The organism is Xanthobacter aminoxidans, assembly GCF_023571765.1.
GTDB classification, from domain to species: Bacteria; Pseudomonadota; Alphaproteobacteria; order Rhizobiales; family Xanthobacteraceae; genus Xanthobacter; species Xanthobacter aminoxidans.
On sequence record NZ_JAMJXC010000017.1, the window covers coordinates 86,379 to 109,690 of the forward strand.

The window sequence follows — 23,312 nt, forward strand, 5'->3', positions numbered from 1 at the left end:
GCTGGTCGCGATGGATGAGTGGGCGCTTCTTGTTCTGGTGGTTCTCGCCTTTCCGGTGATGGCCCTGGTGGGCTTCATCATGGCGCTGAAGAGCCGGGGCCGCATTCGCGTGCTGGAGGCACGGGTCGCGGCGCTGGAGGCTCAAGCAGGGCTGGCGCCGGCCGCTGCGTCCGCTCCTGCCTGGACCCACACGCCACCGGCCGCCGTGCCGCAGGCGAAGGAAAGTCCGCTGGCGCGCCTCGCACGGCCGCCCGAGCCGATCGATGCGGGAAGCGAGCCGCCCGCTGCGCCGTCGCCTCTGTTTCCCGCGCCCGAGGCGGATGCCCCGGCCGCTCCCCCCGCGCCGCCCCCGCCTGCCATCGATGCCGCCAAGCTCAAGGAGCGGCTGGCGGGCTTCGAGGAGAAGGTCGGCGCACGTTGGGCGGTGTGGGTCGGCGGCCTTGCTTTGGCGCTGGGCGGCGTGTTCCTGGTGCGTTTCGCGGTGGAGCAGGACCTGATCGGGCCGGGGCTGCGGGTCAGCCTTGGCCTGCTGCTGGCTCTTTTCCTGCTCGGTGCCGGCGAATGGCTGCGCCGTCGCGAGGGCAAGGACCCCGCCGCGCCCATCACCAGCCTGCGCGGGCTGGTGCCGGATGTGCCGAGCATCCTCACCGCCGCCGGCACCATGACCGCCTTCGGCAGCATCTTCGCCGCCTATGAGCTCTACCATCTCATTCCGCCGCAGGCCGCCTTCCTGCTGCTCGCCGCCACCGGTGTCGCCACTTTGCTGGCGGCCCTGCTGCATGGGCCGGCGCTGGGCGCGCTCGGTTTCGTCGGCGCGGCGCTGACGCCCTTCCTCGTCACCACCAGTTCGCCCAACGCCTGGGGCGTGGCGCTGCTCATCGCCGTGGTCGGGGCGAGTGCGCTGGGCGTCGCGCGCATCCGCCGCTGGCGCGGGCTCGCGCTCCTCGCCATCGCCGGCATGGTGGCCTGGGGGCTCACCCTCATCGCATTCGAGGTGCCGCAGGCGGTGACGGCTTCCGGTGCGCTCGGCCTCGTGCTGCTGGCGCTCACCGCCGCGCTTCTGGCGCCGGGCTTCCTGTGGGGGCCGGAGGCGGGCGAGCGGCCGGAGCCGGTCTCCATCCTCGGCGCGGTGGGCGCGCTTGCCGTCATGGCCGCCGCAGCGGTGGACGGGAACGTCGCCGCCGGCCCGCTGGCCGTGTTCGTCGTTGGCGCCGTGGGCGTGCTCGCGCTGGCGTGGCGGGTGCGGCCGATGACCTTCGCCACCTTCGCGGTGGCGCTGCTGGCCCCCGCGATCCTCACCCAATGGGTGTTCCCGCCCGATGCCGGCTCCACCCTCGCGCCGGCCGGCCCCATGGCCGGTGCGGTGGCCGAGCCGGAGCGTCTCTCCATCGGCCATTTCATGGTCTTCGCCTTCGCCATGGGCGCGCTGATGCTATCCGCCGGAGCGCTGGGCGCCGGGCGGGGCGGGCGCAGCCGCACGGTGCTCGGCTGGGCGGTGACGGGGACGGTCGGCCCGGTGCTGATGCTGATCGCCGCCTATGCGCGGCTCACGGAGCTGGAACGCAGCCTGCCGTTTGCGGCGCTGGCGCTGGCGCTCGCCTTCCTCTTCACCCTCGGGGCGGAACGGCTGCTGAACGCCGCGCGCACCCACGCCGCCACCGTGTTCGCCGCGGCCGGCGTGGTGAGCCTGTCGCTGGCGCTCACCTTCGCGCTGGAGAAAGGCTGGCTCACGGTGAGCCTCGCGCTCGCCGCCTGCGGCGTCGCCTGGGTTTCCACCATCCGCCCGCTGCCGGGGCTGCGGCAGTTCTCGGCGGCCCTCGGCGTCGTCGTGCTCTCCCGCATCGTCTGGCTTCCCACCATTGCCGTTGATCCGGGCACGACGCCCATCTTCAACTGGCTTCTGTGGGGCTATGGCGTGCCGGCGCTGGCATTCGCCGCGGCCGCCTTCTTCCTCGCCAGGAGCAGGGACGACTGGGCGCGGCGGGTGCATGAATGCCTCGCCCTGATCTTCGCCATGCTGCTGGCGGCGACCGAAGTGCGCCACCTCGCCCATGGCGGCGACATCTATGCGGTCGGCACCCGGCTGTTCGAGACCGGCCTGCTGGCAGTGGTCTATGGCGCCTATGCGGTGGGCCTCTCGCGCCTCGCCAATGTCACCGGGCGTGGCTTCTACCGGCTGTTCTCGGACATCGTGGCTGCGGCGGCGACCGTCTGCGCGCTCAACGGCCTCATCGAGACCAACCCGTTCGCCACCGGCGAGGCGGTGGGAGGGCCGATCTTCAACGATCTCCTCATTGCCTATGCCCTGCCGGCCGGGCTCGCCGTGGCTTTCGCGGCCGGCCAGCCCCCGACGCGGCCGCGCGTGCGGACGGCGGGATGGGTGATCGCCGGGGTGCTTGCGCTCGCCTACGTCACGCTGGAGGTGAGCCGCCTGTTCCAGGGGCCTGTGCTGGCGGGCGACGCCATCTCCTCCGCCGAATGGTATGCGTGGTCGGCGGCGTGGCTGGTGTTCGGCATGGTGCTGCTGGCGCTGGGCCTGTGGCGCGGCTCGCGCACGCTGCGCCTCGCTTCGGCCGCGGTGATGGTGGCGACCGTGCTGAAGGTCTTCCTCTCCGATATGGCGGATCTGGAAGGCGTGCTGCGCGCCGTCTCCTTCATCGGCCTCGGGCTGGTGCTGGTGGCCATGGGGTGGGTCTACCAGCGCCTGCTGGCGCGGGAGAAGGTGGCGTCGGCGCCGGGGGCACCGCCTTCGGCGTGATGGGTTGCTTCGGCGCGGTGCTTCGCTCAAGCGCCGCGCGGGCCAGGTTGGCCTCGCTCAAGCGCCGCGCGGGCTTCAACCGGCGCCCGTGCCGCGCAGCCTCACCCGCGCGGGCCGAACACGATCACCGCCGCCCCCGCGAGGCAGATGAGCGCGCCGGCGGCATCCCAGCGGTCCGGCCGCACGCCCTCGACGCTCCACAGCCACGCCAGAGAGGCGATGATGTAGATGCCGCCATAAGCGGCGAACGCGCGCCCGGCGGCCTCCGAATCCACGAAAGTGAGGGCCCAGGCGAAGGCCGCGAGGCTCACGAGCCCCGCCAGCAGCCAGAGCGGCGTCACGCCATGGCGCACCACCTGCCAGAAGGCGAAGCACCCGGCGATCTCGCACACGGCGGCGACCACGAAGGCGATGAGCGTCGTCAGCGGCAGCGCCATGGTTTTCACCCTCTCCGAACCGTCATCGCAGGATGGTGGGCTTCACCCACCAGTCCGGCTCTGCAGCAAGCACCCGCCGTGCCAGCGCAGCGGCAGCGCGGCAATCGTCCGTCAGGGCAAAGACCGTGGCGCCCGAGCCGGACATGCGGACCAGCCGCGCCTCCGGTTGAGCCGCGAGGCGGTCGATGACCTCGGCGATCTTCGGCGCGACGGCCACGGCCGGCGGCTCCAGATCGTTGGGCACGGCGGCGATGGCGGCCGTCAGCTCCGCGCGGCCAGCGGGCAGGACGGCAGGCAGGGACGGCCCGTCGAATGTCGCGCCGGGCGCCAAGCCAAGCTGGCGGAACACGGCGGCTGTGGGCACCGCCACGCCGCAATTCACCAGCACCCCGGCGAGCGGGGGCAAGGCGAGGGGCGGGGAGAGCACATCGCCGACCCCTTCCATCAGCCGCGCACGCGGATCGAGGCACACCGGCACGTCGGAGCCGGTGGCGCGGGCTGCGGCGAACAGGCGCGGGTCATCGGGGGCAAGGCCGTTGAGGCGGCCCAGCAAGCGTAGTGCCGCAGCGGCATCGGACGAGCCGCCGCCGAGCCCGGCCGCCACCGGCAGCCGCTTTTCCAGAAGGAAGGCACCGAGCCGCGCCCCCGGCACCTCGGCGGCGAAGGCGCGCGCCGCGCGCAGCACCAGATTGTCCGCATCCGGTCCCGCTGCCGCCGCGGTACGCCCCTTCACGGCAAGCGATAGCGCAGCGTCAGGCGTGAGCGAGAGGAGATCCGCGGCGCCGGAAAAGACCACGAGACTCGCGAGATCGTGAAACCCATCCGTGCGCCGCCGGACGATGCGCAAGGTCAGGTTGATCTTCGCCGGAGCGCGCGTCCGCAAGGTTTCCATAAGGCGGCTTATGCCGCGCCGCACACGTCGCCGCAACCGGCCCTCGCGAACACCGGTGATTCATGACTCCCACGTAACTTGCGGTGCCACAGGAAAGCCGCCATCCTCACGCCATCTCGCCCCGCTTGGATTTCGCGTTACCACGCCCGCAGGGCCCGGCTTTCAGGACAGATCATCGGTGACGACACGACGCCCCACCTTCTCCGCGGCCCTGGCGGCCGGCCTTGCTGCGGTGCTCACTCTGTCGCCGGGCCTCGCCCGGGCCGAGGCCGTGCCTGACTTCGATACCTCGCTCGCGGGTAACTACCTCGCCGCCCGGCTGGCGAGCACCGAGCGCGACCAGGACGCGGCGGTCGTCTATCTGCGCAACCTGATGAAGCTCGATGCGCGCAACGAGGAGATCCTGGAGCGGACCTTCTTCGCCATGCTCATGGACGGCCAGATCGACGATGCCATGAAGCTCGCCGATCGTCTGGTGAAGATCGACCGCACCCATCGCGTCGCCCGCCTCGCGCTCGCCGTGCGCTCCATCAAGAAGGCCCATTACCAGACGGCGCGCACCAACCTCGCGCTTTCGGTGCGCGGTCCCATCGGCGATCTCACGGCCACGCTGCTTGCCGCCTGGACCTTCTTCGGCTCCGGCAACACCAAGGGCGCGGTGGAACTGATCGACCGGCTTGAGGGGCCGGACTGGTACGCGCCCATGAAGGAGCTGCACGCCGGCCTCATCCTCGACGCCGCCGGGCAGAAGAAGGAGGCCGGGCGCCGTCTTGAGGCGGCCATGAAGGCCGATCCCGGCTCCCTGCGCGCCATCGATGCCTATGCCCGTTGGGCCTCGCGCAACGACAATACCGAGGCGGCGCTCGCCGCTTACGCCGCCTTCGACAAGCAACTGCCGAACCACCCCATCGTGCTTGCGGCCATCAAGGAGCTGAAGGCCGGAAAGCAGCTGCCGCCGCTGGTGAAAACCGCGCAGGAGGGCTCCTCCGAGGTGCTCTATGGCCTGGGCGCGACGCTCGGGCGGCAGGGGGGCGAGGATCTCGCCCTCGTCTATCTCCAGCTCGCCATCTGGCTCTATCCCGAGCACCCCTTCGCCAGCCTGACGCTGGCCGACCTCTACGAGCAGCTGAAGCAGCCGGCGAAGGCCATCGAGGTCTACGAAACCGTGCCGGACTCCTCGCCGCTCAAGCGCAACGCGCAGGTGCAGCTGGCCGTCAACCTCGACGCCACGGACCATTACAATGAGGCCCGCAAGCAGCTCGAGAAGATGATCGCCGCCGATCCCAAGGACATCGAGGCCATCATCGCGCTGGGCAAGATCCAGCAGACGCGCAAGATGTTCTCCGAGTGCGCGGGCACCTATTCCAAGGCGATTGCCCTCATCCCGCAGCCCACGCGTGGCAACTGGGCCCTGTTCTACTTCCGCGGCGTGTGCAACGAGCGCTCGAAGAACTGGCCGGCTGCCGAGGCGGACCTGAAGAAGGCGCTGGAGCTCAACCCCGACCAGCCCCATGTGCTGAACTATCTCGGCTATTCGTGGGTGGACCAGGGCACCAACCTGGACCAGGGCCTCGACATGATCCGCAAGGCGGCCAAGCTGCGGCCCGACGACGGGCCCATCGTGGACAGCCTCGGCTGGGCCTACTATCGCACCGGGCGCTACGAGGACGCCGTAGTGCAGCTCGAGCGCGCCATCGAACTGATGCCGCAGGACCCGGTCATCAACGACCATCTGGGCGATGCCTACTGGAAGGTGGGCCGCAAGCTCGAGGCAGGGTTCCAGTGGAACCACGCGCGCGACCTGAAGCCCGAGCCGGACGACCTCGCCAAGATCGTGCAGAAGATCGACAAGGGTCTTGATTCGGTCGATCAGCCGCCGCCGGTCAGCAAGGCCGAGGAGCAGCAGAAAGGCGGCTGAGGCAGCCTGAATCTCCCCGAAATGGCGCTTCGGCACCTTCCGAAGCGTCGAAGCAAGGCAATTTTGCCTCGGCCCGCGCTTTTCAGCCGTGGGCCGAGCCGCTAGGGTCGGCGCCCGTTCGGGAACCAATCCATGCATGACAGAAGCGCTCGACCGCTCGATCCCACATCCGATGCGGCCATCGCCGCGAGCGTCACGCCGCGCCCCATAGAGGATGTGGCGGCGGACCTCGGCATTCCGGCGGACGCGCTCTATCGCTACGGTCCGCACAAGGGGAAGATCAGCCTCGATTTCGTGGCCGAGGCCGAATCGCGGCCACGCGGCCAGCTGGTGCTTGTCACCGCCATCAATCCCACCCCGGCGGGGGAGGGGAAGACCACCACCACCATCGGCCTCGGCGACGCCCTCTCGCGGCTCGGCACCTCGACAGCCGTATGCCTGCGCGAGCCGTCCCTCGGCCCGGTGTTCGGTGCCAAGGGCGGCGCTACCGGCGGCGGGCGGGCGCAGATCATCCCTATGCAGGACATCAACCTGCATTTCACCGGCGACCTGCACGCCATCACCGCCGCCCACAACCTGCTTTCGGCGCTGATCGACAATCACATCCACTGGGGCAATGCCCTCGACCTCGACGCCCGGCGCATCAGCTGGCGGCGGGTGATGGACCTGAACGACCGCGCCCTGCGCCAGATCACCATCGGCCTCGGCGGCCCCGCCAACGGCTATCCGCGCGAGGACGGCTTCGACATCACGGTGGCGAGCGAGGTGATGGCCATCCTGTGCCTCGCCGACAGCCTTTCCGATCTGGAGGCGCGGCTGTCCCGCATGGTGATCGGCCAGACCCGCGGCCGCCGCATGGTGCGCGCGGAGGAACTGGGCGGCATCGGCGCCATGGTGGCGCTGCTCAAGGATGCGTTCCAGCCGAACCTAGTCCAGACGCTGGAGGGAACTCCGGCCCTTGTCCATGGCGGGCCGTTCGCCAACATCGCCCACGGCTGCAATTCGGTGATGGCGACGCGCACCGCCCTCGGCCTCGCCGATGTGGTGGTCACGGAAGCCGGCTTCGGCGCCGATCTCGGGGCCGAGAAGTTCCTCGACATCAAGTGCCGGCAGGCCGGGCTCGTGCCTTCGGCTGCGGTGGTGGTGGCGACGGTGCGCGCGCTGAAGATGCATGGCGGTGTCCCTCTCAAGGAACTCGGCACGCCGGATGCGGCGGCGGTGGCGCTCGGTTGCGGCAACCTCAAGCGGCACGTGGAGAATTTGAAGAAGTTCGGTCTGCCGGTGGTGGTGGCGCTGAATCATTTCACCGGCGATACGCCGGAGGAACTGGAAGCGGTGCGTGCAGCGCTGGCGCCCGAGGGCGTCGATGTCTTCCCCTGCGGGCACTGGGCCCGGGGCGGGCAGGGGGCGATGGACCTCGCCCGCGCCGTCCTCGACCTCCTCGCGCACCGGCCGAAGTTCGAATATCTCTACCCCTCCGAGCTGCCGCTCAGGGAGAAGATCGAGACCATCGCCCGCGAGATCTACCGCGCGGAGCGGGTCGATTTCTCCTCCGCCGCGACCGCGAAGCTCAAGGAATACGAACTGGCGGGCTTCGGCGACCTGCCGGTGTGTATGGCGAAGACGCAGTATTCCTTCTCCGCCGATCCCACCGCGCGCAACGCGCCCACGGGCCACACCCTGCCCATCCGCGAGGTGCGCCTGTCCGCCGGTGCGGGCTTCGTGGTGGCGATCGCCGGCGACATCATGACCATGCCGGGCCTGCCCTCAGCACCGGCCGCCCAGGACATTTTCGTCATGCCGGACGGTTTCATCGCCGGCTTGTCCTGATACACGCGGCGGTGGCACAAGGCGCCGCGCATTCCCATCTGAACGCCATCAAAACCAGAGCGGTGTCACGCCGCGGGAGACGAACATGGACAGCAAGGCCGCCATCGTAGGCTGGGCGCACTCGCCCTTCGGCAAGCTCGAGGATGCGGACACCGAGGCCCTGATGAGCCGGGTGGCCGGCGCCGCCATCGAGCATGCGGGCCTCTCCCCGCAGGATGTGGATTCGATCCACGTGGGCGTGTTCAACGCCGGCTTCCAGAAGCAGGATTTCCAGGGCGCCATGCCGGCCCTCTCCGTGCCGGAACTGGCCCATGTGCCGGCGGTGCGCGTGGAGAACGCCTGCGCCACCGGCTCCGCCGCCATCCATTCCGCGCTCAATTACATCGAGAGCGGGCAGGGCCGCATCGCCCTCGTTGTCGGCGCCGAGAAGATGACGGCCAAGCCCACCGCCGAGGTCGGCGACATCCTGCTCAACGCCTCCTACCGCAAGGAAGAGGCGGACATCGAAGGCGGCTTCGCCGGCGTGTTCGGCCGCATCGCGCAGACCTATTTCCAGCGCTACGGCGACCGCTCGGAAGAGCTGGCGCGCATCGCCGCCAAGAACCACAAGAACGGCGTTTCCAATCCCTATGCGCAGATGCGCAAGGATTTCGGCTTCGAGTTTTGCAACACCATCTCGGAGAAGAACCCCTACGTGGCCGGTCCCCTGCGCCGCACCGACTGCTCGCTGGTGTCCGACGGCGCTGCGGCGCTGGTGATCGCCTCGGCGGACGTGGCGGAGACCCTCGGCCGCGCCATCACCTTCCGCGCGCGCGCCCACGTCAACGACATCCTGCCGCTGTCGCGCCGCGATCCCATCGCCTTCGAGGGCGCCCGCCGCGCCTGGGCCAAGGCGCTGGAGAAGGCCGGCCTCACGCTCGACGACCTCAGCCTTGTCGAGACCCACGACTGCTTCACCGTGGCCGAGCTGATCGAGTACGAGGCCATGGGCCTCGCCAAGCCCGGCGAAGCTTACAAGGTGGTGCGCGAAGGCATCACCGAGAAGACCGGCAAGCTGCCGGTGAACGCCTCCGGCGGCCTGAAGTCCAAGGGCCACCCCATCGGCGCCACCGGCGTCTCCATGCACGTCCTCTCGGCCATGCAGCTCATGGGCGAGGCCGGCGACATGCAGATCGACGGGGCCAAGGTGGCCGGCGTCTTCAACATGGGCGGCGCGGCCGTCGCGAACTACGTCTCCATCCTCGAACGGGTGAAGTGAGGCGCGGTTTTCCGGTCTGAACGATGCAGCGGGCGGCCTTGGGGCCGCCCGTTTTCATTCGGTGGCGGCGGCGAGGATGGGTCCGCCGGCCGGCGCCTGCACGAGGATGGCGGTGCGCAGGCCCGGCGCGGCTTCCGGCCGGGGGTAATGGGCGCGCGTGCCGGTCCAGCCGCCGAGCCGCTCCAGGCGTCGCACCACGCGGGCGTGGGGCAGGGTGCGGCCGGCATTCTCGCCGCGTCGGACGGGCACTTCGATGACGCCCGGCTCGTACTCCGCGAGCCACACGTCCGCGGCTGCTGCGGGGGCGGTCCCCGACCCGATCACGGCCTCATGCGCGCCGATCACCACCTCTGGGCCGGTGACGGGTCCCGCGGCGGAGATCGCGTGCTCGATGTCCGACAGGCTGTAGCCGACGCGGCTGAGGCGGCCATTCACCACCATCTGCGGCGTGAACGGCCCGCGCTCGCCGAGCATCGGCTCGTAGGTGTACTGGCGCTGGGTGAATTCCGGCTTGCCGAAGGTGTCGCGCCAGCCGAGGCGGTCCCAGTAGGTCACGCTGAAGCTCAGGGCGAGCACGTCCGGGCGGCGGGTGAGGGCGATGAGGTTGGCGTCCGCCGGCGGACAGGAGGAGCAGCCCTGGCTGGTGAACAACTCCACCACCGTGAGCTTCTGGCGCGGCTCGGCGGCAGCGGGGCCGCCCGAAAGGAGCGCCAGAACGGCCGCGCCCGCGGCGAGGGCAGCCCGCTTCGTGTGCGGTGAACGGCGCGGCTCGCGCATGGGTGGCGAGGCGGCGGACGGGGTTTCGGCCATGGCGCGGGGCTCCTGCGGGATGCCGCCCGCATGAGGCTTCCACCGGGCGCTCCCGGTCCTCTTTCGTCCTGCGGCGCCCGCGGGTTACGCCCTCACGGCATCGTGCAGGCGCCCGTCACCCCCGCGAGAGCCCCTGCGCTTCCAACGCCTTGAGATAGGCGCTGAACTTCTGCTCCTGGTTCACGCCGTAGCTGTAGAGCAGGTCCCAGGTGTAGAGGCCGGTGCCGTGGCCGTCGTCGAAGATGAGGCGGACGGCGTAATTGCCCACCGGCTCCACCTGCGCGATGCGCACCTGCCGCTTGCCGGGCACCGTGATCTTCTCCTCCGGCTGGTGGCCCTGCACCTCGGCGGAGGGGCTTTCCACCCTCAGATACTCGGCGGGGAGGGTGAATTTCGCCCCGTCCTCGAAGGTGATGGAGAGCGTGTGGCGATCATCGATGACGCGCAGCTCGGTGGGCCAGGGGGCGGCGGCGGGGGCAGACGCGGGAGCCATTGCGTTATGTCCTTTTTCGATCGGGCGAAAGGCCGAGCCTTTTGATTTCACACGGCATCGTGTTCGGGCGGCGGCCCTATCCATCTTCCTCTTGCATACGATATATAGGGCAAGCGTCGAAGCCCGCCGTCTGCCGCATCCGGGGCGCTGGGCCTGCCTCAAGACCGGCCCAAGTCGGCGGACAGGGAAAGGCGCGGGAGACGCAAGGCTGCTGCGGGAGTGGTGTGGTGAGTGATCTTCCCAGGGATCTGATCGACCGTCCGGGTGTCGCCGCCGCGCAGCAGGCTGGCCCGCTCGTGGATACGTTCGGCCGCGCCGTCACCTATCTGCGCGTCTCCGTCACCGACCGCTGCGACTTCCGCTGCGTCTATTGCATGTCCGAGCACATGACCTTCCTGCCCAAGCAGGACCTCCTGTCGCTCGAGGAGCTGGACCGCCTGTGCAGCGCATTCGTGCTGCGCGGCGTGCGCAAGCTGCGCCTCACCGGCGGCGAGCCTCTGGTGCGGCGGGACGTGATGACCCTGTTCCGCAGCCTCTCCCGCCACATCGAAAGCGGCCGGCTGGACGAACTGACCGTCACCACCAACGGCTCGCAGCTCGCCCGCCACGCGGCGGACCTCGCCGCTTGCGGGGTGAAGCGCATCAACGTCTCCATCGATACGCTGGACCCGGTGAAGTTCCGCGCCATCACCCGCTGGGGCGATCTCGCCCGCGTGCTGGAAGGCGTGAAGGCCGCGCAGGCGGCTGGCATCCGGGTGAAGATCAACGCGGTCGCGCTCAAGGACGTGAACGAGCACGAGATCGCCTCCATGATGGAGTGGGCCCATGGCGAGGGCCACGACCTCTCCCTCATCGAGGTGATGCCCCTCGGCGAAGTGGGCGAGGAGCGAGTGGACCAGTATCTGCCGCTGTCCGCCGTGCGCGAACAGCTCGCCGAGCGTTTCACCCTCACCGACATTGCCTACCGCACCGGCGGCCCCGCCCGCTATGTGGAGGTGAAGGAGACCGGCGGACGGCTGGGTTTCATCACGCCGCTGACGCACAATTTCTGCGAAGGCTGCAACCGGGTGCGCGTGACCTGCACCGGCACGCTCTACATGTGCCTCGGCCAGGAGGATGCGGCGGACCTGCGGGCGCCGCTGCGCGCCTCCTCCGACGATGCCCTGCTGCACCGGGCCATCGACGACGCCATTTTCCGCAAGCCCAAGGGCCATGACTTCGTGATCGACCGCAAGACCCGCCAGCCGGCGGTTGGGCGGCACATGAGCACCACCGGCGGCTGAAGCGGGGCGGCGCGCGGCCCGGAGATTGAGGCGAAGGCGTGGCCGGGCCATGCCGCAGGCGGGGGGCTCGCGCGCGAGAGCCGGCGCAAAGCGCAGGGCGTCTTTACCCGAAATCAGCTACATCTGGCCCAGAAGATCAATCAACGGCCTGAAGCCGGTTTTGGCGCGCCCCGCGACGCCCGACATCTACGAGGTTTGACGTGACACTGCCCCGGGATTGCGCCGGCGCCATCGTTCGTTCCCTTCGCTTTTCCGGCGCAGGAGCAACGGCATGAGCATCCAGGCTGCCGCGCAGCGCCCTGTCGCCCATGTGCCGGTCTCGGCGGTCAAGGGCCTCGTCGCCATGGTTGGCTCCATGGCCCTGTTCATCACCAACGACACCTTCATGAAGCTTGCGCTGCGCGAGGTGCCCCTCAGCGAGGGCCTCGGCCTGCGCACCGTGATGGTGAGCTTCCTGTTCCTCGGCCTCATCGTGGCGTCCGGCGATCTCCTCGCGCTGCGCCACATGTTCCGCCGCAGCGTGCTGGTGCGCTCCTCGCTCGATACCGTCACCACCTTCGTCTACGTCGCCGCGCTGGCGGCCATGCCCATCGCGTCCACCACCACCATCTACATGGCGACGCCGCTCATCACGACCGCGCTGGCCGTGCCGCTCCTGGGCGAGAAGGTGGGCTGGCGCAGCTGGTCGGCCATCATCATCGGCTTCTGCGGCGCGGTGATCGTGACGCGGCCGGATCCGGCCACTTTCAGCCTCATCGCCCTGCTGCCGCTCGTGGCCGCCTTCACCGGCGCGGCGCGGGACATTTCCACCCGCAGCATCGGGCCGGAGATTCCCGGCGCGGTGGTGGGCCTCACCGGCTCGGTCGTATTCTGCCTCGCCGCGACTCTGATCGCGCCCTTCGAGAGCTGGAAGATCCCTTCGACCCCGGTGCTCGCCTATGTGGTCGCGTCCGCCGTGTCGTTCGGCGGCGGCACGCTGCTGCTGGTGTTCGCCTTCCGCAACGCGCCCATCGCCTCGCTCTCGCCCATGCGCTACCTCTTGGTGTTCGGGGCGCTCATCTCCGGCTACTTCGTGTTCGGCGACCTGCCGGATGCCTGGACCAGCGTCGGCATGGCGCTGGTGGTGGGGGCGGGCCTCTACGCCATCCAGCGTGAGCACGCGAAGAGCCGCGCGGCGCGTCGCGCAGCACGGGACGACCGGAAGACCGGTGTCGTCGGACTCGCCACGGGCTCGCGCGCCACCGGGACTTGCCAGCCGGCCGCGGCCTGCGCGCCCTCGCGGGATTGACCTCAGAGCAGGACAGGATGACGGGGCGGCGCGTCAGCCGCGCGGGCGGTATTCGCCGGTGGCTGGATCGCGCTCCAGCCGCACCGTCTTCAGGTCGCCGGCCTCCGCCTTGCGGCGGCGGTCCAGCGCCTCGTTGACGCGTCGCGTCTCCGACGAGATCAGCTTTGCAAGCGCCACGGCGCCGAGGGCGCCCAGGGCAACGACGACGAACGGCGGCACGGCGGCAAACTCCGGTCAGCGGGGCGCGATTGCGCGCCCCATGCACGGTACGTCACCACGCGGTGATGGCGAAAACGTGCCACGGCCGCCTGCTCAGGCGGCGAACACCTTGTAGCGGCGCGGCTTGAGGCCGACCTCCGTGCCCGGCGCGAGATCCTGGCCGTGGGGCACGGCGGCTTCCACCACCACCGGGCCGGAGCTGCCGTTGAGCTGCACGTCGGCGCGGCGGGTGGGGCCGAAGGTGCGCACCGAGAGCACCTTGCCGGAGATGGCGCTCGCCGACGGATCTGCGAGGTCCACGTCGTGGGGCCGGGCGAGGATGCGGGCCGGCCCGTCTGCCACGCCTTGCGGATCGAGCCCCAGCGCACGGCCGCCGAGATAGAGGGCGCCGCCCTTCACCTCGCCGGGCAGCGCGATGGTCTCGCCGATGAAGTCGTGCACGAAGGCGGTGGCCGGATTGTCATAGACCTCGCCGGGCGAACCCACCTGCTCGATCTTGCCATGCCCCATCACCACCACCCGGTCGGCCAGCTCCAGCGCCTCTTCCTGGTCGTGGGTGACGAGCACGGAGGTGACGGGCAGTTCCTCGTGCAGGTGGCGCAGCCAGCGGCGCAGCTCCTTGCGAACCTTCGCATCGAGCGCGCCGAACGGCTCGTCCAGCAGCAGCACCTTGGGGGAGATGGCGAGCGCGCGGGCGAGCGCCACGCGCTGGCGCTGGCCGCCGGAAAGCTGGGCGGGATAGCGCTCGGCCAGCCAGTCGATCTGCACGAGGTGCAGCAGCTCGTTGACCTTCGCGCGGATGGCGGCCTCGGGCAGCTTGTCCGCGCCCCGGCGCACGCGCAGGCCGAAGGCCACATTCTCGAACACGTTCATGTGCCGGAACAATGCATAGTGCTGGAACACAAAGCCCACATTGCGCTCGCGCACGGAGCGGGAGAGCGCATCCTCGCCGTCGAACCGGACCTCGCCGGAATCCGGCCATTCGAGGCCGGCGATGATGCGCAGGAGCGTGGTCTTGCCCGAGCCCGAGGGGCCGAGCAGGGCAACCAGCTCGCCGGTGCGGATGGTGAGGCTCACATTGTCGAGCGCGGCAAAGGTCTTGAAGCGCTTGGTGACGCCGACGACGTCGATGGTCATCTGTCTTCCTCGGCGAGGCGGTGTTCGAGAATGGTCTTGGCGATGAGCGTCACGAGCGCCAGCAGCGCCAGCAGGGACGCCACCGCGAAGGAGGCGACGAACTGGTACTCGTTATAGAGAATTTCGATGTGCAGCGGCATGGTGTTGGTGAGCCCGCGCACATGGCCGGACACCACCGAGACCGCGCCGAATTCACCCATGGCGCGCGCATTGCACAGCAGCACGCCGTAGAGCAGCGCCCATTTCACGTTGGGCAGCGTCACCCGGAAGAAGGTGGAGAGGCCCGAGGCGCCGAGCGAGATGGCCGCTTCTTCCTCCGCCGTGCCCTGCTCCTGCATCAGGGGGATCAGTTCGCGCGCCACGAAGGGGAAGGTGACGAAGATGGTGGCGAGCACGATGCCCGGCAGCGCGAAGATGATCTTGATGTCCCACGCCTGCAGGTATGCGGCGAACAGGCCCTGCGAGCCGAACAGCAGCACATAGACGAGGCCCGCCACGACAGGCGAGACCGAGAAGGGCAGGTCGATGAGGGTGATGAGGAAGGTCTTGCCGGGAAACTCGAACTTGGCGATGGACCATGCCGCCACGAGCCCGAACAGCAGGTTCGCCACCACCGAGATGGCCGCGACGATGAGGGTGAGCTGGATCGCGGCCAGCGCATCGGGGGCCACCAACGCCGCAACATAGGCCTGCCAGCCGCGCTTGAAGGCTTCGTAGAACACCGTCACCAGCGGCAGGCCGATGAACAGGCCGACGAAGGCGAGGGCGATTACCGTCAGGACGATGCGCACGGCCCGCGGCTCGGTGCGCACCGGCCGGCCGCGGTGCGTCGCATAGGTGTGGGACTGCTCCAGCGCGGAGGGCAGGCCCTCACTGGCGCCGTGGGCGACGGTATGACCCGACGTCTGGTCGAGGGCGTTCATCCGTGCTTGCTCCCGCGCAGCTCCGCCCAGCGCTGGAGGCGGTTGATGATGAGCAGCAGGACGAAGGAGGCGACCAGCATTACCGTGGCGATGGCGGTCGCGTCCGCATAGCGGAACTCCTCCAGCCGGATGACGATGAGCAGCGGCGCGATCTCGGAAATGCCGGGCAGGTTGCCGGCGATGAAGATGACGGAGCCGTATTCGCCCACCGCCCGCGCGAAGGCGAGGGCGAAGCCGGTGAGCAGCGCCGGCCATACCGAGGGCAGCACCACCCGCACGAGGGTCTGGCCACGCGTGGCGCCGAGGCTCGCGGCGGCGTCCTCCAGCTCCTGGTCGAGGTCCGCCAGCACGGGCTGCACGGTCCGCACCACGAAGGGCAGGCCGATGAAGACGAGGGCGACGAGGATGCCGAGCGGCGTGAACGACACCTGGATGCCCAGCGGCGCCAGCAGCGAGCCGACCCAGCCGTTCTCCGCATAGAGGGAGGTCAGCGCGATGCCGGCCACGGCCGTGGGCAGCGCGAAGGGGATGTCGATGAGCGCGTCGACGATCTTCTTGCCGGGGAAGTCGTAGCGCACCAGCACCCACACCACGATGGCGCCGAACACCATGTTGACCAGCGCGGCGGCAAAGGCGAGGCCGAACGACACCTGCAGCGCATGGAGCGTGCGCGTCGCCGTGACGATGGCGATGAAGCGCTCCAGCGACAGCTCGCTCGTCTTGATGAACAGCGCCGACAGCGGCAGCAGGACGATGAGCCCCAGCCACGTCAGGGTAAGGCCCAGCGTGAGGCCGAAGCCGGGGATCACGCTCGGCTGCCGGAATCTGAGGCGGGACGATGAGGCGCTCATGGAAGGTTTATAGTCCGGCGACGCTTCTGCGTCGCTCGCTCTAAAGGCCGCGGCCACCGCCGTCAGGAAGGCTCCCGAGGGCGGCGGCCGCAGGGTGGATTGAGGGGCGGATCAGTTGCCGGTGATCTGGTCGAACACGCCGCCGTCGGAGAAGTGGGTCTTCTGCGCCTTCTGCCAGCCGCCGAACACCTGATCGATGGTGAAGAGGTCCACCTTGGCGAACTTGTCCTTGTACTTGGCCGCCACCTGCTCGTCGCGGGGACGGTAATAGTTCTTCGCCGCGATCTCCTGGCCGGCCGGCGTGTATAGGAACTTCAGGTAGGCTTCCGAGATGGCGCGGGTGCCCTTCTTGTCCACCACCTTGTCCACCACCGCCACGGGCGGCTCGGCGAGGATGGAGACGGAGGGGGTGATGATGTCGAACTTGTCGGGGCCGAGCTCGTTCACCGAGAGATAGGCCTCGTTCTCCCAGGCGATGAGCACGTCGCCGATGTTGCGCTCGACGAAGGTGACGGTGGCGCCGCGGGCGCCGGTGTCGAGCACGGGCGCGTTCTTGAACAGAGCCTTCACGAAGTCCTTGGCCTTGGCCTCGTCGCCGCCGTTCTTCTTCAGCGCGTAGCCCCAGGCGCCGAGATAGTTCCAGCGGGCGCCGCCGGAGGTCTTCGGATTGGGCGTGACCACCTTGATGCCTGGCTTCACGAGATCGTCCCAGTCCTTGATGCCCTTGGGATTCCCCTTGCGGACGAGAAAGACGATGGTGGAGGTATAGGGCGAGGCGTTATCCGGGAGGCGCTTCTGCCAGTCCTTGGCGAGGTAGCCCCTCTCGGCAATGGCGTCGATGTCGTAGGCGAGGGCCAGCGTCACCACGTCGGCCTCGAGGCCATCGATGACGGAGCGCGCCTGCTTGCCGGAGCCGCCGTGCGACTGGTTGATCTTCACCGTGTCTGTGGGGTGCGATTTCGCCCACTCGGCCGCGAACGCCTTGTTCACGTCCACATACAGCTCGCGGGTGGGGTCGTAGGAGACGTTCAGCAGCGTGATGTCGGCTGCGGCGACGGCGCCGGCCGAAAGCGCGAGCGCGGTGGCGGCGGCAAGGCCGGCGCGCAGGAACGTGCGGCGAGACGACATGGGAAGACCTCCGGCGAGTTCGTTCGTCAATCAGATCAATCGTTCTGTAGAAAGAACAATTGCACCCGCCCGACGACCGGTCAACCCATATATCATAAATTCTATGGAATTAAATTCAAATCCCTTCGCCAAAATGGATACCGCATTCGGTCTTGGCCTTGCCCCGCCAGCGGCCGGCGCGCGGGTCCTCGCCCGGCTGGACGCGGGAGGTGCATGGCATGCAGCCGATGGAGGCGAAGCCGTGCTTTTCCAGGGGGTGCCGCGGCAGGCCGTGGGCGTCCATGTAGCCGACGAGTTCCTCCCGGCCCATGGCGGCGAGGGGATTGAACTTCACCCGCTCCCCGTCCTGCTCCACCAGGCCGATCGCCGTGCGGGTGGCGGCCTGGTAACGCTTGCGGCCATTGAACCACGCGCCATAGGGCGCGAGCGCGCGGGCCAGCGGCTCCACCTTGCGCAGGGCGCAGCAGGCGTCCGCATTATCGGACCACAGGCCCCGCTCCGGATCACGTGCGGCGAGCGCTGCCGCATCGGGCGAGAAGGTCTGCACGTTGGTGAGGCCGAGATGGCCGGCCAGCGTGTCGCGATAGGCCAGCGTTTCCTCGAACAGGTGGCCGGTATCGAGGAAGAGGATCGGCGTCGCCTGATCCACCTGCGCGATCATGTGCAGCAGCACGGCCGATTCGGTGCCGAAGGAGGACACGGCGGCGATGCGGCCGGGAAAGGCGGCGAGCCCGGCGGCAATGACGTCCAGCGGGGAGGCGTTTTCCAGCCGCGCATTCAGCGCGTCGATGTCGAGGCGGGGAGCGGCCCGCTCAAGGGCGTTCATCTCGGGTCATCCCTCCACGGGCGCAACGCCCGCATGCGCGACCCGCACGTCCCGGGCCGTGGCCCGCCCGTCGCCGGTCGGCTGGTAGAAATGGGAATAGGTGGCGAGCGCCGTGTTGAAGGCCTCGGCATCCGCCGCCTTCTCGAAGGCGAAGGCATCGAAGCCGGCGCGCGCCATCATCAGCGCCTGGTCACGCAGCACGTTGCCCACCGCCCGCAGCTCGCCCTTGAAGCCGTAGCGCTCGCGCAGCAGCCGCGCCTGGCTGTAGGCGCGGCCGTCGCGGAACTTGGGGAAGGTCAGCGCCACCACGGAGAGGCGGGAGAGGTAGGGCTTCAGCTCCGCCACGTCCCGGGCGTTTGGCCACAGCACGCCGATCTCGCCGTTGCGCGCGACGAGGGTGTCTGCCTCCTTCAGGAAGCGCTCGGCGGAGACCAGCACCGGACCATCCGGCAGCGCGGCGTCGTCGGCGACGGTGGTGAAGAGATCCTCGGCGGGCGCGCCGTTCTTAACGAGGGGCATAGGCGCGCTCCTTGAAGGGGTCGGTGCCGAGCCGCTGGACCGCGGCGATGAAGGTTTCGGCTGGCGAGGTGCGCAGGTCGAGATAGGTTTCGACGAGCCGCTCCACCACGTCCACCACCTCGCCCTCGGACACGGCGGGGCCGATCAGCTCGCCGATACGGGCCTTGGAATTGCCCTTGCCGCCGAGGGTGATCTGGAAGAACTCCTCGTCCTTCTTCTCCACCCCGAGGATGCCGATGTGGCCCACATGGTGGTGCCCGCAGGCATTGATGCAGCCGGAAATGTTGAGGTGCAGCCGGCCGATGTCGGCGATGCGGGCGTCGTCGGCGAACCGCTCGGTGAGCTTCTGCGCGACGGGAATCGAGCGGGCGTTGGCCAGCGAGCAGTAATCGAGGCCGGGGCAGGCGATGATGTCGGAGATGAGCCCGACATTGGGGGTAGCGACGCCGATGGCCTTCAGCTTCGCCCACAGGGCCGGAAGATCCTTCTGGCGCACATAGGGGAGGGTGAGGTTCTGCTCGTGGGCGACGCGGATCTCGCCATAGGCGTACTGGTCCGCGAGGTCGGCGATGGCGTCCATCTGGTCCGCCGTCGCGTCGCCGGGCGGGGCGCCCACGGGCTTCAGCGACAGGGTGACGATGGCATGGCCCTTCGCCTTGTGCGGCGCGACGGAATTGGCGTGCCAGCGGGCGAAGTCCGGGTCCGCCAGTGCCGCGGCGAGCACGGCGGGGGCGTCTTCCAGTTCTTCCAGCGCCGGATTGAGGAAGCGGTCGCGGATGGCGTCGAGCGCCGCCTTATCCAGCTTCAGCGCGCCGTCGCGGATCTCGGCCCATTCGGCCTCGACCTTCTGCGCGAAGGCCTCGGCGCCCATCTCGTGCACCTGGATCTTGATGCGCGCCTTGTAGATGTTGTCGCGCCGGCCGCCGAGATTGTAGGTGCGCAGGATCGCCTCCAGATAGGAGAGCAGATCCTCCTCGGGCAGGAAGTCGCGGATGGTCTTGCCGATATAGGGCGAACGGCCGAGCCCACCGCCCACGCTCACCTCGAAGCCGGTCTTGCCGTCGCGCTTGTAGAGGCGCAGGCCCACGTCATGCACGCGGATCGCGGCACGGTCGTGCTTGGCGGCGGTGATGGCGATCTTGAACTTGCGCGGCAGGTAGGTGAATTCCGGGTGCAGCGTGGACCACTGGCGGATCACCTCGGCATAGAGGCGCGGGTCCTCCACCTCGTCGGCGGCGGCACCGGCCCACGGGTCGGTGGTGGTGTTGCGGATGCAGTTGCCGGAGGTCTGGATGCCGTGGATGCCCACCTCGGCGAGGTCGGCCATGGCATCCGGCAGCTCGGCGAGCTTGATCCAGTTGAACTGGATGTTTTGCCGCGTGGTGAAATGGCCGTAGCCCCGGTCGTACTTGCGTGCCACCGCCGCCATGGCGCGCAACTGGCGCGCGGAGAGGGTGCCGTAGGGAATGCACACCCGGAGCATGTAGGCGTGGAGCTGGAGATAGACGCCGTTCATGAGACGGAGCGGCTTGAACTCCTCCTCGTTCAGCTCGCCCGCGAGGCGGCGTTCCACCTGATCGCGGAACTCGGCGACGCGCTCCTGAAGAAAGGCGCGATCGAACTCGTCATAGACATACATGATGGGGCTCGGGGCTCGATATCGGCGGGCGCGGGGAACGGGCGTCAGGCGGCTTTGGCGGCCGCCGCCGGGAGGACACCGGTGGGCAGCGCCACGGTGGGGCCGCCCGCGCGGATGCGCTCGCGCAGGTTCGCCGGCTCGATCGTGCCGTCCGCACCGATGCGGACCGGGGCCGGGTAGGCGCCCACGGCTGTGTTCTCGTCGCCATGGGCGATGTCGAGCAGGCGCAGCACTTCATCGCTGGTGGCGCCCACGGCCGCAGTTCCGATGCGGTCGGTCCAGCCGCCCGTGGCGCTCAGCCATACGACTGCGCCATCGGCGAGCCGGTTGGCGGTGACGACGGTGGGGCCGGCGATCTTCAGCTTGCGCTGCAAAGGCGAGGTCATGGCGATCTCCGTGCGCCCATATTCCCAACTCACAGCGGGAGAGCGCTAATTATCCAGAAAACTTATGTCTTAATCTAAATTACCGCGTTTTGATGCGCAATAGGGAAATAACCCACACACGACATTGTAAATTCGACTGAATTAGTAGACTTAAAAGGTGCTCCGTTCCGGGGCGCCGGCCTGGCTTGCTGCGCGTTGAGACCTTTGGCAGCTTGGCGGCACGGCTCGCGTCCCCCGCGGCCGCTCAAGAATCGCGCGAGGAACGCCCATGACCCCCGAGAACAGCCCTGTCCGCCTCGACATCGCGGACGGGATCGCCCGCATCCGGTTCAACCGTCCGCACGTGTTGAATGCGCTGGATGAGGCCTCGGTGCTGGCCCTCGCGGCGGCCGTGGACAAGGTGAGTCGGGACGAGACCGTGCGCGTCGTGGTGCTCTCGGGGGAGGGGCGGGCCTTCCTCGCCGGTGGCGATGTGGCGCGGTTCCACGCGGCGGGGCCGGATGCGCCCAAGGTGGTGAGCGCCATTATCGATCCATTTCACCACGCCATCCTGGCATTGGCCGCCATGCCGGCGCCGGTTATCGCCAGCCTGCACGGCGCGGTGGCGGGGGCGGGCGTCTCGGTGGCGCTGGCGGCGGACCTCGCCATCGCCGCCGACGACATGAAGATGACTCTCGCCTACACCCGCATCGGCACCTCGCCGGACGGCTCCTCCACCTTCTCGCTGCCGCGCGTGGTGGGGCTGCGCAAGGCCATGGAGATCGCGCTTCTCTCCGATACCGTGGAGGCGGAGGAGGCGCTGCGGCTCGGGCTCGTGAACAAGGTGGTGCCCGCGGCCGAACTCGCGGCGGAGACGGACAAGCTGGCGAAGCGCCTCGTGGAGGGGCCGACGCTGGCCTATGGCCGCATCAAGCACCTTCTGCGCTCCTCTTTCGGCCACAGCCTCTCCGAGCAGCTCAATGCCGAGCGCGACGCCTTCATCGCCAGCGCCCGCACCGAGGATTTCGCCGCCGGCGTGAAAGCCTTCGTGCAGAAGACGCCACCGCGCTTCGAGGGCAAATGAGCCCACGCGGACCATCCCGGCGCCGGCTTTTGCCCGCGCCGGCTTTGTGGGCTAGATAGAGGCGGATAGCTTCGGACCTCCCGTGCGCCTACTGCCGCTCGCCTTCACGCTTCTCATCGCCACCATCCTCGGGTTGGGCGTCACGTGGTTTTCCGTGACCCACTCGCGGGGGCTCGACAGCGTGCGCGTGGGCGCCTGGGAAGGCTGGCCGCGGTCCGGCACCGCAAAGGCCGACCCCTATGCCCGTGCCTTCGTCGCGCGTTCGGGAGAATTGCCGCTGGAGCTGGCCGACGGCCTTGTCTTCCTCGCCACTACCGACGATGCCGGAAAGCCGCTGGACGGACGTTGCGAGACGCGCATCGTCGGCGTGCTGCCGCAGGCGCGGCTGTGGACGCTGACCGTCACCGACCAGGACGGCAACCTGATCCCCAACGACGCCGGACGCTTCGGCTTCACCAGCGCCGAGGTGGTCTATCGCGACAATGGCGCCATCGACGTGCGCCTTTCGCCCCGCGCGCGCACCGGAAACTGGCTCCCCACCGGCGCCCGGCCGCGGCTGAAGGTGGCGCTCCGGCTTTATGACGCGCCCTTCTCCTTCACCTCGGGTGCGGATGCCGCCGTGCTGCCCCGCATCACGCGGGAGGCCTGCCTGTGACCACCCTCGACGATCTGCGCGGGGAGGCATCCGAGGTCGCGGCGCGCGGCGGGCGGCTTTTGGGCCGGTTCTTCTCGCGGCTGCCGCGTCCCCACGTCGCGCGACCCCGCTTCGTGCGGCCGCGCCTCGGCACGCCGGGGCAATTGCTGCTGTTCATCGCCTTTTCGGTGGTGCTGGGCGCCATCGCCCACATCGTGTCCATTCTCGCCATGCCGGCGTTGGCCGAGCGCAATGCCTATGCGCGGCTCTCGGAGCTGATGGATTCCAATGTCCTGACCTTGCTGCCGGATCCGACCCCGCAGGAGCAGACGCTGCCCATGACGGACCCGGCCTTCATCTCGGCCATCTGCCTCTATGATCTGTCGGGGGCGCCGCTGAAGGTGCGCGTGCCGGCCACCGCCGACTACACCTCCGTCTCCTTCTACACCTCGGAAGCGCTCGCCTTCTACGCGCTGAGCGACCAGGCGGCGGGCAAGGTGATCGAGCTGGATCTGATGACCAGCAAGCAGAAGGCGGCTCTGCCAGAAGACGAGGAAATCACCGCCGCCGACCGGCTGGTGATCGAATCTCCCTCGCGGGAAGGCATCGTGGCGGTGCGCGCCTTCGTGCGCGAGCGCGGGATGCGGGAACTCGTGCGCCGGCAACTCGAGGCGGCGACCTGCACGCCCTCGAACTGATCGCGCGTTCGCCTGACGTCAGTGACTGCGGCGCGGCCGGAAGACGGGCTCGGGTGTCGGACCGGGCAGGGCCGAGACGTGGCGCTCGATCCGCACCACCGGCAGGATGACGATCTCCGCCCCCTCCGGCCGGCTTCCGCCGCGATCCGCACGGGACGATCCGCGCCGCGCCGGCTGGCGGGCCGTATCGGGAAACGCAATGACCGTGTTCATGCCCCTGATCCTCCATCGAGAGCCGTGATCACAACGTCACTGTGGTCCTTATGGTTGCGTGAAGCTTAACGTTTGGTGAACCGGACGTTAATGGCGCGGGCGGACAGGC

23 protein-coding genes are annotated in these 23,312 nt (G+C 69.0%); 9 read left to right on the forward strand and 14 right to left on the reverse strand.

Annotated features, from left to right (window positions below):
* The first annotated feature begins 10 nt into the window (after window positions 1-10).
* Window positions 11-2,758, forward strand: coding sequence for a DUF2339 domain-containing protein (locus EJ105_RS21535; protein ID WP_250167941.1), 2,748 nt, complete (start codon window positions 11-13; stop codon window positions 2,756-2,758).
* A gap of 101 nt (window positions 2,759-2,859) precedes the next feature.
* On the opposite strand, the gene EJ105_RS21540 is transcribed toward EJ105_RS21535, so the two are convergent.
* Entirely contained in the window at window positions 2,860-3,195 is a 336-nt protein-coding gene (locus EJ105_RS21540; protein ID WP_250167942.1) for a YnfA family protein, read from the reverse strand.
* Between the two features lie 22 nt (window positions 3,196-3,217).
* The gene (locus EJ105_RS21545) at window positions 3,218-4,087 is read right to left on the reverse strand and encodes a 4-(cytidine 5'-diphospho)-2-C-methyl-D-erythritol kinase (RefSeq protein WP_250167943.1); all 870 of its coding nucleotides are present in this window, start codon (window positions 4,085-4,087) and stop codon (window positions 3,218-3,220) included.
* Between the two features lie 178 nt (window positions 4,088-4,265).
* Here EJ105_RS21545 and EJ105_RS21550 point away from each other — a divergent pair, with 178 nt between their 5' ends.
* From EJ105_RS21550 to EJ105_RS21560, 3 genes are all read left to right on the forward strand, one after another.
* A complete protein-coding gene (locus EJ105_RS21550; RefSeq protein WP_038192551.1) occupies window positions 4,266-6,005 on the forward strand; it encodes a tetratricopeptide repeat protein in 1,740 nt (579 codons plus the stop codon).
* Between the two features lie 132 nt (window positions 6,006-6,137).
* Window positions 6,138-7,835, forward strand: a complete 1,698-nt coding sequence (locus EJ105_RS21555; protein ID WP_250167944.1) for a formate--tetrahydrofolate ligase — start codon at window positions 6,138-6,140, stop codon at window positions 7,833-7,835.
* A gap of 85 nt (window positions 7,836-7,920) precedes the next feature.
* Window positions 7,921-9,093 (forward strand): acetyl-CoA acetyltransferase, encoded by a 1,173-nt coding sequence (locus tag EJ105_RS21560; protein WP_024280538.1) that lies wholly within the window; start codon window positions 7,921-7,923, stop codon window positions 9,091-9,093.
* Between the two features lie 54 nt (window positions 9,094-9,147).
* On the opposite strand, the gene EJ105_RS21565 is transcribed toward EJ105_RS21560, so the two are convergent.
* A complete protein-coding gene (locus EJ105_RS21565; RefSeq protein WP_250167945.1) occupies window positions 9,148-9,903 on the reverse strand; it encodes a DUF1223 domain-containing protein in 756 nt (251 codons plus the stop codon).
* 115 nt (window positions 9,904-10,018) lie between these two features.
* Complete coding sequence (locus EJ105_RS21570) at window positions 10,019-10,396, reverse strand: gamma-butyrobetaine hydroxylase family protein (RefSeq protein WP_250167946.1); 378 nt, start codon at window positions 10,394-10,396, stop codon at window positions 10,019-10,021.
* Window positions 10,397-10,644: 248 nt separating this feature from the next.
* On the opposite strand from EJ105_RS21570, the gene moaA reads away from it, so the two are divergent.
* Entirely contained in the window at window positions 10,645-11,679 is a 1,035-nt protein-coding gene (gene moaA, locus EJ105_RS21575) for a GTP 3',8-cyclase MoaA (protein ID WP_250167963.1), read from the forward strand.
* Window positions 11,680-11,950: 271 nt separating this feature from the next.
* On the forward strand, window positions 11,951-12,967 hold the full coding sequence (locus tag EJ105_RS21580) for a DMT family transporter (RefSeq protein ID WP_250167947.1): 1,017 nt from the start codon (window positions 11,951-11,953) through the stop codon (window positions 12,965-12,967).
* A 33-nt stretch (window positions 12,968-13,000) separates the two neighbouring features.
* Here EJ105_RS21580 and EJ105_RS21585 read toward each other — a convergent pair whose 3' ends face one another.
* The 9 genes from EJ105_RS21585 to EJ105_RS21625 form a co-directional block, all read right to left on the reverse strand.
* Window positions 13,001-13,186 (reverse strand): hypothetical protein, encoded by a 186-nt coding sequence (locus EJ105_RS21585; RefSeq protein ID WP_029555437.1) that lies wholly within the window; start codon window positions 13,184-13,186, stop codon window positions 13,001-13,003.
* Between the two features lie 93 nt (window positions 13,187-13,279).
* Window positions 13,280-14,323 carry a sulfate/molybdate ABC transporter ATP-binding protein gene (locus EJ105_RS21590; RefSeq protein WP_029555436.1) on the reverse strand — a complete coding sequence of 348 codons (1,044 nt, stop codon included), beginning with the start codon at window positions 14,321-14,323 and terminating at the stop codon, window positions 13,280-13,282.
* Complete coding sequence (gene cysW / locus EJ105_RS21595; RefSeq protein WP_029555435.1) at window positions 14,320-15,246, reverse strand: sulfate ABC transporter permease subunit CysW; 927 nt, start codon at window positions 15,244-15,246, stop codon at window positions 14,320-14,322. Before cysW ends, EJ105_RS21590 begins: the two co-directional genes overlap by 4 nt.
* The gene (gene cysT, locus EJ105_RS21600; RefSeq protein ID WP_024280530.1) at window positions 15,243-16,097 is read right to left on the reverse strand and encodes a sulfate ABC transporter permease subunit CysT; all 855 of its coding nucleotides are present in this window, start codon (window positions 16,095-16,097) and stop codon (window positions 15,243-15,245) included. Before cysT ends, cysW begins: the two co-directional genes overlap by 4 nt.
* Window positions 16,098-16,208: 111 nt before the next feature.
* Window positions 16,209-17,225 carry a sulfate ABC transporter substrate-binding protein gene (locus tag EJ105_RS21605; protein ID WP_250167948.1) on the reverse strand — a complete coding sequence of 339 codons (1,017 nt, stop codon included), beginning with the start codon at window positions 17,223-17,225 and terminating at the stop codon, window positions 16,209-16,211.
* Between the two features lie 115 nt (window positions 17,226-17,340).
* Window positions 17,341-18,051: a phosphoadenylyl-sulfate reductase gene (locus EJ105_RS21610; RefSeq protein ID WP_250167949.1), complete on the reverse strand. Its 711-nt coding sequence runs from the start codon at window positions 18,049-18,051 to the stop codon at window positions 17,341-17,343.
* Window positions 18,052-18,057: 6 nt separating this feature from the next.
* The gene (locus EJ105_RS21615) at window positions 18,058-18,570 is read right to left on the reverse strand and encodes a DUF934 domain-containing protein (RefSeq protein ID WP_250167950.1); all 513 of its coding nucleotides are present in this window, start codon (window positions 18,568-18,570) and stop codon (window positions 18,058-18,060) included.
* Window positions 18,557-20,209 carry a nitrite/sulfite reductase gene (locus EJ105_RS21620; RefSeq protein WP_250167951.1) on the reverse strand — a complete coding sequence of 551 codons (1,653 nt, stop codon included), beginning with the start codon at window positions 20,207-20,209 and terminating at the stop codon, window positions 18,557-18,559. The genes EJ105_RS21615 and EJ105_RS21620 overlap by 14 nt, the downstream gene beginning before the upstream one ends.
* Window positions 20,210-20,253: 44 nt before the next feature.
* A complete protein-coding gene (locus EJ105_RS21625; protein WP_250167952.1) occupies window positions 20,254-20,595 on the reverse strand; it encodes a DUF2849 domain-containing protein in 342 nt (113 codons plus the stop codon).
* A gap of 268 nt (window positions 20,596-20,863) precedes the next feature.
* Here EJ105_RS21625 and EJ105_RS21630 point away from each other — a divergent pair, with 268 nt between their 5' ends.
* The 3 genes from EJ105_RS21630 (at window position 20,864) to EJ105_RS21640 (ending at window position 22,990) form a co-directional block, all read left to right on the forward strand.
* A complete protein-coding gene (locus EJ105_RS21630; protein ID WP_024280524.1) occupies window positions 20,864-21,658 on the forward strand; it encodes an enoyl-CoA hydratase/isomerase family protein in 795 nt (264 codons plus the stop codon).
* Between the two features lie 82 nt (window positions 21,659-21,740).
* Window positions 21,741-22,313, forward strand: a complete 573-nt coding sequence (locus EJ105_RS21635; protein ID WP_250167953.1) for a DUF1214 domain-containing protein — start codon at window positions 21,741-21,743, stop codon at window positions 22,311-22,313.
* Between the two features lie 143 nt (window positions 22,314-22,456).
* Window positions 22,457-22,990 (forward strand): DUF1254 domain-containing protein, encoded by a 534-nt coding sequence (locus EJ105_RS21640; protein WP_051679360.1) that lies wholly within the window; start codon window positions 22,457-22,459, stop codon window positions 22,988-22,990.
* 18 nt (window positions 22,991-23,008) lie between these two features.
* Here EJ105_RS21640 and EJ105_RS21645 read toward each other — a convergent pair whose 3' ends face one another.
* On the reverse strand, window positions 23,009-23,203 hold the full coding sequence (locus EJ105_RS21645) for a hypothetical protein (RefSeq protein ID WP_250167954.1): 195 nt from the start codon (window positions 23,201-23,203) through the stop codon (window positions 23,009-23,011).
* Window positions 23,204-23,312: the final 109 nt, after the last annotated feature.